Origin of the sequence: Paraburkholderia lycopersici, from assembly GCF_900096975.1 — a bacterium.
In the GTDB taxonomy this organism is placed as follows: domain Bacteria; phylum Pseudomonadota; class Gammaproteobacteria; order Burkholderiales; family Burkholderiaceae; genus Paraburkholderia; species Paraburkholderia lycopersici.
This window is the reverse complement of record NZ_FMYQ01000002.1, coordinates 313,212-328,956: the sequence shown is the minus strand read 5'-3', so window position 1 is coordinate 328,956 and position 15,745 is coordinate 313,212. Positions and strand designations below refer to the sequence as shown.

At 66.9% G+C, this 15,745-nt stretch carries 13 protein-coding genes; 8 read left to right on the top strand and 5 right to left on the bottom strand.

Translation table 11 applies throughout. The annotated features are described in order from the left end of the window. Positions 1-193: 193 nt before the first annotated feature. On the top strand, positions 194-1,420 hold the full coding sequence (locus BLU17_RS04255) for an acyl-CoA dehydrogenase family protein (protein WP_091994906.1): 1,227 nt from the start codon (positions 194-196) through the stop codon (positions 1,418-1,420). Beyond that, the gene (locus tag BLU17_RS04250) at positions 1,417-2,526 is read left to right on the top strand and encodes a sigma-54 interaction domain-containing protein (protein ID WP_091994903.1); all 1,110 of its coding nucleotides are present in this window, start codon (positions 1,417-1,419) and stop codon (positions 2,524-2,526) included. The genes BLU17_RS04255 and BLU17_RS04250 overlap by 4 nt, the downstream gene beginning before the upstream one ends. 64 nt (positions 2,527-2,590) lie before the next feature. On the opposite strand, the gene BLU17_RS04245 is transcribed toward BLU17_RS04250, so the two are convergent. Beyond that, positions 2,591-3,871 carry an acyl-CoA dehydrogenase family protein gene (locus BLU17_RS04245; protein WP_091994899.1) on the bottom strand — a complete coding sequence of 427 codons (1,281 nt, stop codon included), beginning with the start codon at positions 3,869-3,871 and terminating at the stop codon, positions 2,591-2,593. Positions 3,872-4,111: 240 nt separating this feature from the next. Beyond that, positions 4,112-5,023, bottom strand: a complete 912-nt coding sequence (locus BLU17_RS04240) for a LysR family transcriptional regulator (RefSeq protein ID WP_091994895.1) — start codon at positions 5,021-5,023, stop codon at positions 4,112-4,114. 169 nt (positions 5,024-5,192) lie between these two features. On the opposite strand from BLU17_RS04240, the gene BLU17_RS04235 reads away from it, so the two are divergent. Together BLU17_RS04235 and BLU17_RS04230 are read left to right on the top strand one after the other, a co-directional pair. Further along, positions 5,193-6,122, top strand: a complete 930-nt coding sequence (locus BLU17_RS04235) for an ABC transporter substrate-binding protein (RefSeq protein ID WP_091994891.1) — start codon at positions 5,193-5,195, stop codon at positions 6,120-6,122. Between the two features lie 25 nt (positions 6,123-6,147). Continuing rightward, positions 6,148-7,443: an acyl-CoA dehydrogenase family protein gene (locus BLU17_RS04230; RefSeq protein WP_091994888.1), complete on the top strand. Its 1,296-nt coding sequence runs from the start codon at positions 6,148-6,150 to the stop codon at positions 7,441-7,443. Positions 7,444-7,688: 245 nt separating this feature from the next. On the opposite strand, the gene BLU17_RS04220 is transcribed toward BLU17_RS04230, so the two are convergent. The 3 genes from BLU17_RS04220 to BLU17_RS04210 are packed head-to-tail and all read right to left on the bottom strand — an operon-like array spanning position 7,689 to position 10,599. Next, positions 7,689-8,723, bottom strand: a complete 1,035-nt coding sequence (locus BLU17_RS04220; RefSeq protein WP_091994885.1) for an ABC transporter substrate-binding protein — start codon at positions 8,721-8,723, stop codon at positions 7,689-7,691. 44 nt (positions 8,724-8,767) lie between these two features. After that, positions 8,768-9,586 (bottom strand): ABC transporter ATP-binding protein, encoded by an 819-nt coding sequence (locus BLU17_RS04215; RefSeq protein ID WP_091994882.1) that lies wholly within the window; start codon positions 9,584-9,586, stop codon positions 8,768-8,770. Further along, a complete protein-coding gene (locus BLU17_RS04210) occupies positions 9,580-10,599 on the bottom strand; it encodes an ABC transporter permease (RefSeq protein WP_091994879.1) in 1,020 nt (339 codons plus the stop codon). Before BLU17_RS04210 ends, BLU17_RS04215 begins: the two co-directional genes overlap by 7 nt. A gap of 699 nt (positions 10,600-11,298) precedes the next feature. Here BLU17_RS04210 and BLU17_RS04205 point away from each other — a divergent pair. The 4 genes from BLU17_RS04205 to BLU17_RS04190 all read left to right on the top strand — a co-directional run bounded on the left by BLU17_RS04205 (position 11,299) and on the right by BLU17_RS04190 (position 15,726). Continuing rightward, positions 11,299-12,285, top strand: coding sequence for an aliphatic sulfonate ABC transporter substrate-binding protein (locus tag BLU17_RS04205; RefSeq protein WP_091994876.1), 987 nt, complete (start codon positions 11,299-11,301; stop codon positions 12,283-12,285). Between the two features lie 97 nt (positions 12,286-12,382). Next, a complete protein-coding gene (locus BLU17_RS04200; RefSeq protein ID WP_091994873.1) occupies positions 12,383-13,459 on the top strand; it encodes an LLM class flavin-dependent oxidoreductase in 1,077 nt (358 codons plus the stop codon). Between the two features lie 66 nt (positions 13,460-13,525). Further along, the gene (locus BLU17_RS04195; RefSeq protein WP_091994870.1) at positions 13,526-14,122 is read left to right on the top strand and encodes a cysteine dioxygenase family protein; all 597 of its coding nucleotides are present in this window, start codon (positions 13,526-13,528) and stop codon (positions 14,120-14,122) included. Continuing rightward, complete coding sequence (locus BLU17_RS04190) at positions 14,119-15,726, top strand: rhodanese-like domain-containing protein (protein WP_091994867.1); 1,608 nt, start codon at positions 14,119-14,121, stop codon at positions 15,724-15,726. The genes BLU17_RS04195 and BLU17_RS04190 overlap by 4 nt, the downstream gene beginning before the upstream one ends. Positions 15,727-15,745 lie beyond the last annotated feature (19 nt).

Below are 15,745 nucleotides of genomic sequence, written 5' to 3'. Positions count from 1 at the left end.
CGTTACGCCCGATGCTTCTCAGGCAGCGGCCCATCAATAACTTGCTGCTCACCCAGCAGTCGCGCCGTCTTTTCTGCCCGAGGCCTCGCCACGTGGATTGGATATGAAAATTCGTTGCTTCCAAAGCAGCATCACGCTAAAGAAAATTCCTGCAACCGCGGCACTGCACCGCGTCCCTTTCACTTCCCCTCACATGGCAACACTCGCGACATACCCTGACACGACCGGGCTGCCCGTGCGGCAAGAAACGCACGCCGATACGCAAACGGTACGCACCATCGCCGCGAACCTGGCCGCCCGATTCGCGGAAACCGCCGCCGAGCGGGACCGCGCGGGTGGCACGCCGAAGGCCGAGCGAGACGAACTGCGCGCGAGCGGTCTTCTGCGGCTCAGCATTCCCACCGTCTACGGCGGCCTCGGCGCAAGCTGGCACACCACGCTCGACATCGTGCGCACGCTGGCCCGCGCCGACAGCTCGATCGCGCACCTATTCGGTTTTCATCATCTGCTGCTGGCGACCGTCCGACTGTTTGGCGCGCCGGCGCAATGGGAACCATGGTTCCAGCAGACGGCGACCCACAACTGGTTCTGGGGCAATGCCCTCAACCCGCTGGACGAGCGCGCGGTCAGTTCGCCATGCAATGGCTGGCTCGAATTCAGCGGCCAGAAGAGTTTCTGCTCAGGCGCGCTCGATTCCGAAATGCTGATCGTGTCGGCACGCGATATCGACACGAATGCGTTGCTGATCGCGGCCATTCCGACGCAACGCAGCGGCATCTCGATCTCGGAAGACTGGAACAACATCGGGCAGCGTCAGACCGACAGCGGCACGGTCACACTCGAGAAAGTGCGCATCGAGCATCACGAAATTCTCGGCAATCCGGGCCCGCTCTCCACGCCGCGCGCGTGCCTGCGTCCGTTGATCGCCCAACTGGTTCTCACGAATATTTACCTCGGCATCGGTGAAGCCGCGTTCAACGACGCACGCCACTACACCCTGCACGAAGCCAGACCGTGGCCGTCTTCCGGCGTCGAGCGAACCGGCGACGATCCCTACATCGTGGGCCAGTACGGGGAATTCTGGGCCGGCCTCGAGGCCGTACGCGTGCTCGCCGATCGCGCGGCCCACCGCCTTGACGACGCCTGGGCGCGTGACGCGGCACTCAGCGAAGAGGAACGCGGAGAAGTCGCGCTTGCCGTCGCGAGCGCCAAAGTGCCCGCCATCCGGATCGGCCTCGACATCTGTACCCGCATGTTCGATGTCGCCGGGGCCCGCGCCACGCATGGCGCGCTGGGTCTGGACCGGCACTGGCGCAATCTGCGCACGCACTCGCTGCACGATCCGCTGGCCTACAAGCTGCGCGAGCTCGGCGAGTGGGCGCTCAAACGAACCTACCCCAAACCGACCTTCTACTCATGAACCATTCGCTCCCAGCCGCCCAGCCGGACGAGCCGATTAGTACTGCCGACGTGGCCGTGCTGACCTTGCCCGACCGGCATACGCTCACCACCTCGATCCGCGCACGCGCACAGGTGTTCGTCGATCCCTGCTCGCTCTCGCTGCTCGAGCAGATCCGCATGGTCGCGCCCAGCGACGCAAGCGTGCTGATCGTCGGCGAAACGGGGACTGGGAAAGAACTGGTTGCACGTCATGTGCACAATCTGAGCCACCGCAAGAACCGGCCGTTCGTCGCCGTCAACTGCGGCGCGTTCTCCGAAACGCTGGTGGAAAGCGAACTGTTCGGCCACGAAAAAGGCGCGTTCACAGGCGCATTCAGCGCCAAGCCAGGCTGGTTCGAAGCAGCCAATGGAGGCACCCTGTTCCTCGACGAGATCGGCGACCTGCCCCTGTCGATGCAGGTCAAGCTGCTGCGCGTGCTGCAGGAGCGCGAAATCGTCCGGCTCGGGTCGCGCCATAGCATTCCGATCGACGTGCGCGTGGTGGCGGCCACCAATATCCATCTGCACGATGCGGTCGCGGCGGGCCACTTCCGCGGAGACCTGTTCTACCGACTCAACGTCGTGCAGCTTGCGATCCCCGCCCTCCGTGACCGGCCACGCGACATCCTGCCGCTCGCGCGCTATTTCATCGACGACTATCGCAGCCGCCTCGGCTACGGACCGGCGGACATCGATGCGCGGGCCGAGCAAAAACTGCTCGCACATCGTTGGCCCGGCAATATCCGCGAGCTGGAAAACGTCATCCACCATGCGCTGCTGGTGAGCCGTCACGCCCTGCTCCAGGAATCCGATCTCCAGATCAGGTACGGCGACACCGTACTACCTTCCCGCAGCGGATTCGCGCAGCACGGCAGTCATGCACAGGAAGCGTTCGAGCAGGCGCTGCGCGGCCTGTTCGACGAGCAACACGACGTTCTGTTCGAGCACATCGAGGATACGGTGATGCGCGTGGCGTTCGAATTCAGTCACCGCAATCAGATCCAGGCGGCGAAACTGCTTGGAATCAGCCGCAACGTGTTACGCGCCAGACTGATCCGCGCGCGCGAAATCAGCGCGCTCAAATAACGGCGAAGAACGGCCTCATCGGGCAGACCGTCCATCCGCGCACAAGTGAATGGCCCGCCGGGGTTCAGGCCGCAACCGGCGTCTTGTCCGTCAGGTTAGCCGGACCCGCGCCGATCTGCCAGACATAGGGCGGCTCCGTGCCATTGATCTTCCAGTCGCCGATGATGCGGGACTTGAAGATCAGCGGATTGTGCGAGGCTGCCGTGCGCGCGTTGCGCCAGTGGCGATCGAGCGCCTTGCTCTCGCTCGCAGCAGACGCGCCGAGCGCGTTGAACAGATCGGTCGTCGCTCGCAGCACGAGATCGGCGATGGCGACCTGCCCGAACGCCGAATCGAGCTCGGCTTCGACATTGGCCTGATGCTCGGCTTGCGCGTCGCCGCCGAAGCGCGCTTCGTACGCACGTTGCGAAGCGTGGCTCGCCCGTACCGCGGCCGCCTCGGCGGCAAACACGCGCGCGGCCGCCTCGCCGACCACCTGCTGCACCTGCGGGTCCTGCGCGAACGAGGGCGCGTTACCATGGCTGTAGATGCGCTTTCGTGTGCGGACTTCGCGCGCAAAATCGCGCAGCGCAGCGCGCCCGGTGCCCACCAGAACGGACAGCAGCACGAGCTGATAGAGTGCCGTCTGATACTTGAAGCGCGTCGAGAAATCGATAATGTCCTCTTCCTCCACGCGCGCGGCCGTGAAAACCGTCGTCCCGCTTCCCGTGGTTCGCTGGCCAAAGCCGTCCCAGTCGTCGCTCCGCTTCACGCCAGGCTGATTGGTACGCACGGCGGCAATCACATCGCGGCCATTCTCGTCGCGCGCGAATACGTCGATCCAGTCGGCGAAGATGCTTCCGGTCGAATAGTATTTCGAGCCGTTCACCACCCAGCCGTCGCCGGAGCGCGACACGCGCGTGATGACGTCGCCAATGGCGACGCCGCCGACCTCCGTCCAGGCGTTGCCCACCAGTTCACCCGCAACGAAACGCTTGAACCATACGTCGCGCGCAGCGCCGGGGTCGGCGTTCAGGCGATCTTCGACGAATGCGAAATGCCCGCGCAGCGCCTGCGGCAGATTCGAATCCGCCTCCGCCAGTTCGATCAGCAACTGGATGAGCTGCGGCACCGATGCGCCAGCGCCACCGTACTCGACAGGCACGCGAACCGCGCCGAAGCCGGCGTTGCGAAGCCACTCGATCGGTTCGTAAGGCAGCGAACGCGAGCGCTCGCGTTCGAGCGCACCGTCTGCGATACGGGCAAAAATCGGGCGAAAACGGTCGGCCAAACGCTCGTAATCCGTGCCCCTCGAGAGCGGTGCATCGGACGTAGAGATGGATTTCAGGTGATTTGAGGCGGTCATATCGGCTCCGGCAAATCAGAATTGGCGGTTGCTCACCAAAAGCAGAAGCCATGCCATGCTGCAAGACCGTTACCGTCAAGCAAAGAACCCCGGTCACAATGGTGAACGTGCTGGACAATCAGCACAGTATGCTGACGCGCTGCTGCGTGGTGGGCATGAACGCATCGCACCTTGCCTTGGGATATCGCCGTGGCGAACCCGGGACCGAGGGCGGCCCGGCACGCGCCGCGCCGCCGCCTCTCAGGCCGCGCGTGCGAGCCTTGCGGACCTGAAACTTCGCGCAATGCTCTGCGCGAGCACCGCAAGCGCAGACTCCATCTTGCCGATCGCGCGCGAACGCACGATCCACACGGCGATCTCCGGCTTGAAGTCGCTCACATGAACGATATCGAGCGAGGCGGCGTGGGCGCTTGCCGCCACGAGCGGCTGCGGCACCAGCCCGAGCCCCACGCCGTCGGCGACAAGTCCGAGCTGCAACTCGGTGCCCAGCGTTTCGAGATTCAGCTTGAGCACGTGGCCCTGCGCCGCGAGCGCGTGCTGCAGACCGGCTCGAAACCCGCAGCCGTCGGGATTGAGCACCCAGCCGTGCGCCTGGCATTCGGCGAGCGTGTGCGCACGGCGCTTGAGCAGCCCCTTTTGCGCGACCACGGCGAGCTTGAGCGTGCCGAGCGATTCGCCCGCGAGCGTCTCCGGCAATGCGCGGTTCGCCGGCAGCAACACGACGGCCGCATCGAGCTCGCCGTCCTCCGCTTTCTGCAGCAGCGGCGAGCCCCAGCCCGTGGAGACGCGCGCCTGCAACTCCGGATGCGCGTGACGCAGCGATTGCAACGCGTCGAGCATCGCGATGTCCGCAACGGTTTGCGCCACGCCGAGGCGCAGCACGCCGGCGAGCGGCGCGCCGTCGTTCACGAGCTGCCGCAGGACGTCGATTTCACGCACGATCGCGCGGCACTGGTCGTAGACGGCGCGGCCCATCGGCGTCGTGCGCATGGGCTTGGTGTTGCGGTCGAGCAGCTCCACGCCCAGCGATTCCTCGAAGTTCTGGATGCGCCGCGTCACGGCCGGTTGGGTCAGCTCGAGCCGTTCGGCCGCCTGGCTCAGCGACTCGCTGCGCACGACGGCGACGAAAGCTTCGATCTCGTCGAGTTTCATGGTGGTCCCGATGTGATGATCGCCTAGCTTAGCGTCTTTGTGGACAGGCGTTCAAGCCGCCGCGCATTTGCTCCCCGCATATTTCGATAGAAGAACAATGCGTTTGCGTTATGAAGGTGGCCTCCGTATCGTGTTCTTTTCGCTATACGCATCATCTGAGGAAGCTTTCATGCGCCCTGTTTATGCAAGACTGATCCTCGCGCTCGCCGCGGCGTTGCCGCTCGCCGCGCCGGCTGCCACGCTCAAGGTCGGCGACCAGCAGCTCCAGACGCGCGGCATTCTCGAAGCGTCGGGACAGCTAAAGGACGTGCCCTATCAGATCGAATGGTTCAACTTCCCTGCGGCGCAGCCGCTCGGCGAGGCGCTCAACGCGGGCGCGATCGACGTCGGCGGCCTTGGCGACGCGCCGCTCATCTTTGCGTACGCGGCAGGCGCGAAGATCCGCGCGGTCTCGGCCACGCGCTCGACCCCCGTCGATCTCGCGATCGTCGTGCCAGCCGGTTCGCCGATCCATAGCGCCGCCGACCTCAAGGGCAAGCACATTGCCACCACGCGCGGCTCCATCGGCCACTATCTCGCCGTCGCGACGCTCGAACGCGCGAACCTCAAGCTCACCGACGTGACGTGGTCCTACATGCAGCCCATCGACGCGCAGGCCGCACTCGCCTCCGGCGGCGTGGATGCGTGGGCCGCGTGGGACCCGTACGTCGCGCTGACCGAGGCACGCCAGCACGCGCGCAGCATCGCGAACGGCGTGGGCGTCTCGTCGGGCTTGAGCTTCGAGGCCGCGACCGACTCGGCGATCCGCGACAAGCGCGCCGAGCTCGCCGATTTCCTGCGCCGCGTGGCGGCCGGCCAGCGGTGGGCGCTCTCGCATCCCGACGAAGTCGCGGCAATCCAGTCGCGCGTGACGGGGCTGCCCGCCGACGTGCTGAAGACCGTGTACCGGCGCGCGCAACTCCATCCCGTCCCGATCGACGACGGCCTGATCGCCGAGCAGCAGCGCACCGCCGACCTCTATCTGCGCGCAGACGTCATCAAGACGCGCCTCGACGTCGCGCCGAGCTTCGACAAGCAGTTCTCGCCCACCGCGCCTTGACCACCGCCAGTCGTTTGGACTCCCGATGACACACCGACCTCCCGAAGCCGCCCTCGCCGACACCGAACGAGACGCGAGCGCCCTCGCCGCGCTCGCCGACCTCGATTCCGACGCCGCCGCGTCCTGGCTCGCCGACCTCACCGACGCATTCGCGCGCGGCGCCGCCGCGCTCGACGCCGGTCCGCTCTTCCCGCACGAGAACCTCGCGTGCCTGCGCCGCGCGGGCCTGCTTTCGCTCACCGTGCCGCGCTCGCTGGGCGGCCGCGAGGCAACGCTCGCGCAGACGCTGCGCGTGGTACGCGCCATCGCGCGCGGCGAGCCGTCGACGGCGCTCATCTTCGTGATGCAGTGTCTCTATCATCTGCGTCTGCAGGCCAATCCGAACTGGCCTGCCGAACTCAAGGCGCGCGTGGCGCGCGACGCGGTGGAACGCGGCGCGCTCATCAACTCGCTGCGCGTCGAGCCCGAGCTCGGCTCGCCTTCGCGCGGCGGACTACCCGCGACCGTTGCCCGTCGCGCCGGCGACCGCTGGATTCTCAACGGGCGCAAGCTCTATTCGACGGGCAGCCCAGGCCTCACATGGCTTGCCGTCTGGGGCCGCACCGACGAACCGTCCGCGCGCGTCGGCACCTGGCTCGTGCATTACGACTCGCCGGGCGTACGCATCGGCGCGCTGTGGAATCATCTGGGGATGCGCGCCACCGGCAGTCACGAGGTGATTTTCGAGAACGTCGAAGTGCCGCTCGAACACGCCGTCGATCTGCAAACGCCGGGGCCTTCGAACAGCATGGACCCGGTGACCGCGGTATGGATGAACGTGTTGCTGCCGGCGATCTACGACGGCGTGGCGCGCGCCGCGCGCGACTGGTTCGTGCAGTGGGCCGCGAAGCGCACGCCGTCCGGACTCAACGCGCCGCTCTCGAGTCTCGATAGCTTCCGGCAGACCGCGGGCCGCATCGACGCGCTCCTCCTCGCCAGCCGCCTGCTGCTCGACGCGGGCGCAGCCGGCGCGGTGCCCGTGGACGAAGCGCCGGCCATCAAGTACCTCGTGAGCCGCCATGCGATCGAGGCGGTCGAGATCGCGCTCGAAGCCAGCAGCAATCCGGGCCTCTCCCGCGACAATCCGCTTGAGCGCCACTATCGCGACGTGCTCTGCGCGCGCATTCATACGCCGCAGAACGACACCGTGCTCGGCAATCTCGGCCGCGCCGCGTTTGCGGCTCACGCGGCCACTCCGTCCACGCCATCCAGCGATCGGCAAGAAGCCCTGTCGCGCGCGTCGCATTCATCGGCTACGCCAGTCTTCAGGAGTCCCGCGTAATCCATCTTCCCGAAAGCCGGCCGTCAACCCGCCATGGATCGCGGCCGTCGCGCGGGCGCGCGAGCAGGGCGGCTTCGAGCGCGTGCTGATCGCGCATTCGAACGCTTCGCCCGACGGCCTGCGGATCGCCTCGTTCGTCGCGCAACAGACGCGCCGGCTCGGCGTCCCGCCGCGCGTCAACCCGTCTTCGTCGCGCCGACCCTCGCCGCGCGCGGCACAGGGCTGGCGCATCGCGGGCGCGGGGATCACGCGATGACGTCGGCGAAAACGCGCGACGCGAACCGGTCCGAATCCGTGCCGGCGTTAACGACGCCGACCGTTTTCAGGTCGTCGGCATAGCGTGCGATTTCCTTGCGGAAGGCCTCGCCGGTCGGATGGTGATGGTCCGTGTGGCTCCTGAGCATCGCGGCAAGCTGCCCGACGTCCGCGTTCGGTGCATAGGCCGAAAAGACCTTTGCCGCGTCGTCGGGATGGTTCGCGGTCCATTCGGTCGCTTCGAGGAGCGCTTCGGTGAGCGCCTGCGCCGCGGCCCGGTCCTTGCGGATCAACGAACCCCGCACGCCGAGCACGCAGCACACGCGGTTGGCGTATTCGCCGCAGAGGTTGTTCGAGACTTCGTAGAGATGATCCGATTCGCGCAGCGTCCAGATGGTCGGATCGCCGTCGGCGATTGCCTGCACTTCGCCCTTTTTCAGCGCCTCGCCGAGCAGGTTGGCCGGATACTGGCGCCAACGCACATCGCTGTCCGGATCGACGCCGAGCTTCCTCAGCGTGATCGCGAAGAAGTTTTTCGCGGGGCTCGCCATGTCGCTCACACCGACGGTGCGGCCCTTCAGGCCCGCGAGATCGACGATGCCCGAGCGCTTCGTCGCGAGCAGGCGCATGCAGCCGCCGTGAATCCCCGCGGTGAGCTTGACGTCGAAGCCCTGCTCGAGCGGCTTGAGCCAGCGCAGCGCCATGCCCACGCCCGCGTCGGATTTGCCCGTGGCGATCGCTTCGAGCAACTGGTCGGTCGAACCCGCGAAATTGACGAGTTCGACGTCGAGCCCGCGCTTGCGAAAAAAGCCCTGTGTGAGCGCGACCGGCACAGGCGCCGTGCAGATCGCGCCCGCGTTCCAGGAGAGCTTCAGCGACTTCGAGCCCTCGTCGGCGAGCGCGCGCGTCGCCGGCAGGCCGAAGGAAAGACCGCCCATTGCGGCGGCGCCCGCGGCTAGTGCGGTTTTGCGCAGCCATTCGCGACGCGGAGGGCTGAACGGTGCGAGTTCGTCGATCGGATTCATGAGGGGGGGGTGTTCCATTCGGGAAATGAGGGGCGGCCCGACGCTCACGCATCGAGCCCGAGCTGTTCGAGCACGCTACGGCGCAGCTCGACAAGCGCGGGATCGTCGCGATGACGCGGATACGGCGCGACGTTGACCACTTCTGTGACGATGCGCGCCGGCCGTTCGCTGAACACCACCACGCGGTTGGCCATGACGAGCGCCTCTTCGACGTCGTGTGTCACGAACAGCACGGAAAAGCGCGCGCGCCGCCACAGCGTCACGAGTTCCGCCTGCATGCGCATGCGCGTGAGCGAGTCGAGCTTGCCGAACGGCTCGTCGAGCGCGAGCACTGCGGGATCGTTGACGAGGCCGCGCGCGAGCGCCGCGCGCTGCGCCATGCCGCCGGAAAGCTGATGGGGCCACGCATGCGCGAACGCGCTCAGGCCGACGAGTTCCAGCGCGGCGTCAATGCGCGCGTGCACGTCCGGCCCGTTCGGACCGCGACCGGCGCCCTGCGCCTGCGGACCAACGGCCACGTTGTCGCGCACCGTGCGCCACGGAAATAACGTCGGGTCCTGAAATACGAGCACACGCGACGGATCGGGGCCGGCGATCGGTGCGCCATCCGCCTCGATAGCACCCGCGCGCGGCCGCTCGAGGCCCGCGACAAGCCTCAGCAGCGTGGACTTGCCACAGCCGCTCGGGCCCAGCAACGCGACGAATTCGCCGGGCTGCACGGTAAGGCTGACGTCATCGAGCACAGGCAACATCTCGCCGCGCAACGCAAAACCGTGGCTGACGTGACGGATATCGATACGCGCGCCCGCGCGGCGCGCGACGCTTCGCGGTGCGTCGGCGAACGCTTCGTTCGTGGCTACCATTTGAGCAGTCCCTTTTGCCAGCCGAGCAGGCGATCGCGCACGCGAAAGAGCAGCGTGATGAGGCCCGAACACATCAGCGCCATCACGAGCAGCCCCGCGTACATATTGGAATAGGCAGCCCAGCCCTGTGCCCATTGCAGATACCAGCCAAGCCCCGCCTTCACGCCCATCATTTCGGCGACGATGAGCACCGAGAACGACGCCCCGAGGCCCATGAAAAGGCCGACGAACACCGAAGGCAGCGCGGCCGGAATCGCGACCCGCACAATCAGAAAGCCGGGACGCGCGCCGAGCGTGCGCGCGACGTCGTAGAACGCCGGACTCACGCCCGCGACGCCCGACCACGTGAGGACGGCCACCGGAAATGCCGAGGCGAGCGCGATGAGAAACACACTCGCGCTGAAGCTCGACGGAAAGAAGAAGAACGCGAGCGGCAGCCACGCGGTCGCCGGCAGCGGCCCGATGAGCCGAAGCACGGGATGCAGCCAATATCCCACCGCGCGCGACCAGCCGATGCTCACGCCCACCACGAAACCCGTTGCCGCGCCAATCGCATAACCCAGGATAAGCAGTCCAAACGAATGCGACACGCTAGCGGCGAGTCTTGCGTAATCGTCGAAGAAAACGGCGATCAGCGCTTCGGGTGGCGCGAAGAAGGGTCGCGGCAGCCATTCGAGCTTGGCGGTGACCACCTCCCAGGCGCTCGTGCCTGCGGCGAGCGCAAGCAGCCACGGCGCGGCAGCAAGCCACCCGCGCGGCACCGTGCCGCCATCCGCCGGCGTTGCACGACGCGTACGCCATGCAATCAGCAGCGAAAAGGCCGCAAGCAGCAGCTCGATTGCGAGCAGCGCGTCCGAGTGTGGCCAGTCGTCGAGGCTCGGCCAGAAGTACGTCACCGCCGCCGCGCCAAGCCATGCGAGCGCGGCGAGCACGCCCGCGAGGCCCCGGGCACGGCCTTCCCTTTTCCGCTGCACGGCCTGTTGCGCGGCGAGATCGAGCGTATGCGTAGCCATGAATGCTTCCTCCTCGCGAGATCAGACGGGGGCGCCGGTCTGCGTATCGGCAACGGCGCGCGCGCGCAGACGACGCGGCGCGATGCCGTCTTGCGCCGCGATGTCGGCCACCGGCCGCGACGTGCCGACGTCGGCCGGGACACAAGCGCACGGCAGGCGCCGGCGCGGAATAAACGATGATGAAGCAGAGCTGCCCATAGGTCCTCGCTTGCATTTGTGGGAGAAGCGTAACGGGGAAGCCGGGGCGTGAGAATTATTCTATGTATATATGTTTATCTGGCTGAATCATTTACGTCGCGCATGTTTGTTTCATGAGGCGCTGTCCGTCAAATGGAAAAAGCAAAGCACGAAAAACCGCTTGTCATCGCTGCGCCGAGCGGTCTTTAATAGCGGGCTCTCTTCTCGCAACCCCGCAGAGCGAAATCGAAGCGGCCATCCGCAGGGAAGGCTTTTCGTCACGGTCGTACCGGGTCACGGCAATGACGAAACCCGCATGGCTGACGTAACCTCTTCCTGTCTCTTCGCTCATCTGGGCGTCTCGCTCCTGCGGGGCGTGGCCGTGTAGCCGCCCGCCGGTTCGAAGACCCGCTCCCTGCCGCGTAAAGTTCCTGCGCGCGAATCCTTAGCGCAATTGCTTCGTTGTCTTGTACGCGGGATCGATCCAGACTCGTCGTTTCGCCAACCGATTCCGGATCCGCCATGTTTTCTCCCTCGCGCCGCAGCCTGCTCGTTCGTGGTTCGATTCTCGGCCTCGCGGCGACCACGGGGCTCGCGTTCGCCGCGCCGGCTTCGACGCTGCGTATCGGCTATCAGAAGTCCTCGACGCTCATCACCGTGCTGAAGACGCAAGGCAAGCTCGAAGCCGCGCTCGCGCCGCTCGGCGTCAGCGTGAGCTGGAGCGAGTTCGCGAGCGGCCTGCCGCTTACGGAGGCGCTCAACGCGGAAGCCGTCGACTTCAGCGCGGACGTCGCGGATACCGTGCCGATCTTCGCTCAGGCCGCGCATGCGCGCTTCGTCTACGTTGCCCAGGAAGCGCCCTCGCCAGCCGCGCAGGCCATCATCGTCAAGCGCGCGGGACCGCTGCGCACGCTCGCTGACCTGCGGGACAAGGACATCGCCGTGACGAAGGCGGCCGGCAGCCACTACCTGCTGCTGGCGGCGCTCGCGCAGGCCAACGTTCCCGCCGACGCCGTGCGCATCCACTACCTCACGCCTGCCGACGGGCGCGCCGCATTCGAGCACGGCAGCGTCGACGCATGGGTCACCTGGGACCCTTACGTGGCATCCGTCGACCAACTGGCCGACGTGCGCATCCTCGCCGACGGCAAGGGACTCGCCAGCTACCAGCGCTATTACCTCGCCTCGACCCGCTTTGCCGAGGCGCGGCCCGACGTAATCGACGGCGTCTACGCCCAGTTGCGCGCCGCCGGCCAATGGGTGCGCAACGCGCCGAAGGACGCCGCGCGCCTGCTCGCGCCGATCTGGGGTCTCGACGCCTCGACCATCGAGCGCGCCAACGCGCGCCGTAGCTATCTCGTGCGCGAGGTGAGCGCGGCGAATTTCGGCGAACAGCAAAAAATCGCCGATACGTTCTTCAACGCGCACCTGCTGCCCGCCCCCGTGGAGACGGCGCGCGCCGATCGCTGGGACTTCGCCCTGAAGCGCGCGGTTACGATCGGCGCATAGGCGGCGCTTCATGTGCAAATGGAATGTTTATCAGCATTCGATATTTAAAGTTTGCATGACCGGATGTTAGGCTGGTCCGTCCATGGAGGGAGCCAGCATGAGCATCGAATTCATCGGCATGATCCAGCAGCGCAAGGTATCGGAAACGCATCTCCCGCAAGGCCCGGCAATCGACGTCGATTACGTCCGCGACTTCGCGCAGGCGCACGAGCGCGCGGGCTTCGACCGCATCCTCGTGCCGCACAGTTCCATCAGCCCCGACGCCACGCTCACCATCGCCTACGCGGCTAGCGTGACCTCGCGCGTGCATTTCATGCTCGCGCACCGGCCCGGCTTCGTCGCGCCGACGCTCGCCGCGCGCCAGCTCGCGACGCTCGATCATTTTTCGGGCGGCCGGCTTGCCGTGCATTTCATCTCGGGTGGCAGCGACGCCGACCAGCGACGCGACGGCGATTACCTGGGTCACGACGAGCGTTATGCACGCACTGACGAGTATTTGCAGATCCTCAAACGCGTCTGGACCGAAGACAAGCCGTTCGATCACGAAGGCCGCTTCTATCGCTTCGAACAGGCCTGGTCGGAGGTCAAGCCGCGCCAGCAGCCGCATGTGCCCATCTATTTCGGCGGTGCATCCGACGCCGCGCTCGAAGTGGCCGGCAAGCATGCCGACGTCTATGCGCTGTGGGGCGAATCGAAGCAAGGGGTGGCCGACCTGATCGGCCGCGTGCGCGCCGAGGCCGCGAAGCACGGACGCAACGTGCGCTTTTCCGTTTCGTTCCGGCCGATCCTCGCCGACACCGAGAAGGCCGCGTGGGAGCGCGCGGAGCACATCCTCGCGCAAACGCGCCGCCTGCGCGCCGAACAGGGTCTCGACAAGGGTGGCCCGCTTCAGAGCGAAGGCGCGCGCCGGCTGCTCGCCGCCGCCGGCGAGGGCGTGCGCGCCGACGAGCGCCTGTGGACCGCCGTGGCGAGGGAGATCGGCGGCCGGTCGAATTCGACCGCCCTCGTCGGCACGCCCGAGCAGGTCGCGCAGGCCCTCGCCGAATACCATGCGCTTGGCGTCACCACGTTCCTGATTCGCGGCTTCGACCCGCTCGAAGACGCTGTCGATTACGGCCGCGCGCTGATTCCGGCCACGCGCGAACTGACCTCGCGCGTGCGCGCCGCCGCTTGACACGGCTCGACGCAGGCCGTTGTCCGTTCGTTTCGCACAACCCAGGAAACCGGAGCTTCCCGACTGATGGGCATCCACAAGCTGCGCCGCTTCGTCGGCACGATCGCAGAACTCGTCGACCGGGCACCGCCCGAGCCCGAGCTGATCGAACAAGGGCTCGAAGCGTTGCGCGAACTCGTTCGCGATGACGACTGGTTGCCCGACGCCTACGCCCGGCCTTCGCCCGAGCGTTATCAGCAATACCTGCTCCATGCCGATGCGCGCCAACGCTTTTCGGTGGTGAGCTTCGTCTGGGGACCGGGTCAGCAGACGCCCGTGCACGATCACACGGTATGGGGCTTGATCGGCGTCCTGCGCGGTGCGGAGTATGCGCAACCTTACGCGCGCGATGCGGCCGGCGCATTGCAAGCGCTCGGCGACGAAGTGTTGCTCGAACGCGGCGCGGTCGAGGCCGTCTCGCCGACCGTCGGCGACATTCACCGCGTGCGCAACGCATACGACGATCGCGTGTCGGTCAGCATTCACGTCTACGGCGCGAACATCGGCGCGGTGCGGCGGTTCACCTACCCGCCCGGCGCCGCGCCGAAGCCTTTCATTTCCGGCTACTCCAACGACGCCCTTCCGAATCTCTGGGATCTGGGCAAGGAAACCCTCGCCTCATGAAGTCATTTCCCACGCGCACGTACCATGACGTGCGCGATGCCCTGCTTGCCCGCCGCGAAATCGCACTGCTCGACGTGCGCGAAGAAGATCCGCATGCGCAAAGCCATCCGCTTTTCGCCGCGAATCTGCCGCTCTCCAAACTGGAACTCGACGTCTGGACGAAACTGCCGCGCCGCAGCGTGCCCATCGTGCTGCTCGACAACGGCGAAGGCTTCGCGCAGCGCGCCGCGGTGAAGCTCGACGCGCTCGGCTACACCGATATCGCGCTGCTCGAAGGCGGGCTCGCAGGCTGGATTCGTGCCGGCGGCGAAGTGTTCCGCGATGTGAACGTGCCGAGCAAGGCGTTTGGCGAGTTCGTCGAAGCGAGGCGCCACACGCCTTCGCTGTCCGCCGAGGCCGTGAAGGCGCTGCTCGCGAGCGGCGAAGACGTGGTAGTGCTCGACGCGCGCCGCTTCGACGAATATCAGACCATGAACATCCCCGGCAGCATCAGCGTCCCGGGGGCGGAACTCGCGCTGCGCGCCCGCGCGCTCGCTCCCGATCCGGCCACGCGCGTCGTCGTGAACTGCGCGGGGCGTACGCGCAGCATCATCGGCACGCAATCGCTCGTCAATGCGGGGCTGCCGAACGTCGTGGCGGCATTGCGCAACGGCACGATCGGCTGGACGCTCGCGGGGCAGGCGCTCGAACATGGGAGTGCGCGCCAGTTCGATCTCGAGGCAGGACGCGACGCGGCCACGCTGGCCTCGTCGCGCGCCGCCGCCGCCGCGCTGGCCGGCCGCGCCGGCGTGGGACGCACGACGCTCGACGAAGCCGCCTGCTGGACCGCCGAGACCGCGCGCACGACCTATCGCTTCGACGTGCGCACGCCGGCCGAGTACGAGCATGCGCACGCGCCCGGCTTCCAGGGCGCGCCGGGCGGCCAGCTCGTGCAGGAAACGGAAATGTTCGCGCCCGTGCGCGGCGCGCGCGTCGTGCTCTTCGACGACGATGGCGTGCGCGCGAACATGACCGCGTCCTGGCTCGCCCAGATGAACATCGACGTCTACGTCGTCGACGAAGCGCGCGCCGCAGATCTGACCGAAGCCGGGACATGGCACGCGCCGAAGCCCGATGCAGCGCGCGTCGAATCGGTCACGGCCGAAGCGCTGGCCGCGCGTCTTGCCGAGCGCGGCCATGGCACCGTCGTGCTCGATTTCACGTCGAGCGCGAATCACATCAAGGCGCACATTCCCGGCGCACGGTGGGCGCTGCGCGCGCATCTCGGCCCCGGTTTCAATGACCTGCGCGCGCTGCCTGACGCGAGACGCTACGTCGCCGTGTGCATGACGAACACGCTCGCCCCGTTCGCCGCAGCCGACGTCGCTGCGTTCACCGGCAAGCCGGTCGAAGTGCTCGAAGGCGGCACCTCGGCCTGGATTCGCGCAGGGCTGCCCGTCGAGAGCGGCGACGCGCATCTGGCCTCGCCGCGTATCGACCGCTATCGACGCCCATACGAAGGAACCGGCAACGCGCACGAAGCGATGAATGCGTATCTGGAATGGGAGTACGGTCTCGTCGCGCAGCTCGGGCGCGACGGCACGCACGGCTTCTTCGTGATCTGAGCCCCCGGCTGCCCCGGCA

Excerpts from the sequence above, each read along its gene's own strand:
- BLU17_RS04210 (WP_091994879.1), bottom strand. The coding sequence starts at position 10,599 with ATGGCTACGCATACGCTCGATCTCGCCGCGCAACAGGCCGTGCAGCGG.
- BLU17_RS04190 (WP_091994867.1), top strand. The coding sequence starts at position 14,119 with ATGAAGTCATTTCCCACGCGCACGTACCATGACGTGCGCGATGCCCTG.
- BLU17_RS04245 (WP_091994899.1), bottom strand. The coding sequence starts at position 3,871 with ATGACCGCCTCAAATCACCTGAAATCCATCTCTACGTCCGATGCACCG.
- BLU17_RS04230 (WP_091994888.1), top strand. The coding sequence starts at position 6,148 with ATGACACACCGACCTCCCGAAGCCGCCCTCGCCGACACCGAACGAGAC.
- BLU17_RS04255 (WP_091994906.1), top strand. The coding sequence starts at position 194 with ATGGCAACACTCGCGACATACCCTGACACGACCGGGCTGCCCGTGCGG.
- BLU17_RS04195 (WP_091994870.1), top strand. The coding sequence starts at position 13,526 with ATGGGCATCCACAAGCTGCGCCGCTTCGTCGGCACGATCGCAGAACTC.
- BLU17_RS04235 (WP_091994891.1), top strand. The coding sequence starts at position 5,193 with ATGCGCCCTGTTTATGCAAGACTGATCCTCGCGCTCGCCGCGGCGTTG.
- BLU17_RS04220 (WP_091994885.1), bottom strand. The coding sequence starts at position 8,723 with ATGAATCCGATCGACGAACTCGCACCGTTCAGCCCTCCGCGTCGCGAA.
- BLU17_RS04205 (WP_091994876.1), top strand. The coding sequence starts at position 11,299 with ATGTTTTCTCCCTCGCGCCGCAGCCTGCTCGTTCGTGGTTCGATTCTC.
- BLU17_RS04240 (WP_091994895.1), bottom strand. The coding sequence starts at position 5,023 with ATGAAACTCGACGAGATCGAAGCTTTCGTCGCCGTCGTGCGCAGCGAG.
- BLU17_RS04200 (WP_091994873.1), top strand. The coding sequence starts at position 12,383 with ATGAGCATCGAATTCATCGGCATGATCCAGCAGCGCAAGGTATCGGAA.
- BLU17_RS04215 (WP_091994882.1), bottom strand. The coding sequence starts at position 9,586 with ATGGTAGCCACGAACGAAGCGTTCGCCGACGCACCGCGAAGCGTCGCG.
- BLU17_RS04250 (WP_091994903.1), top strand. The coding sequence starts at position 1,417 with ATGAACCATTCGCTCCCAGCCGCCCAGCCGGACGAGCCGATTAGTACT.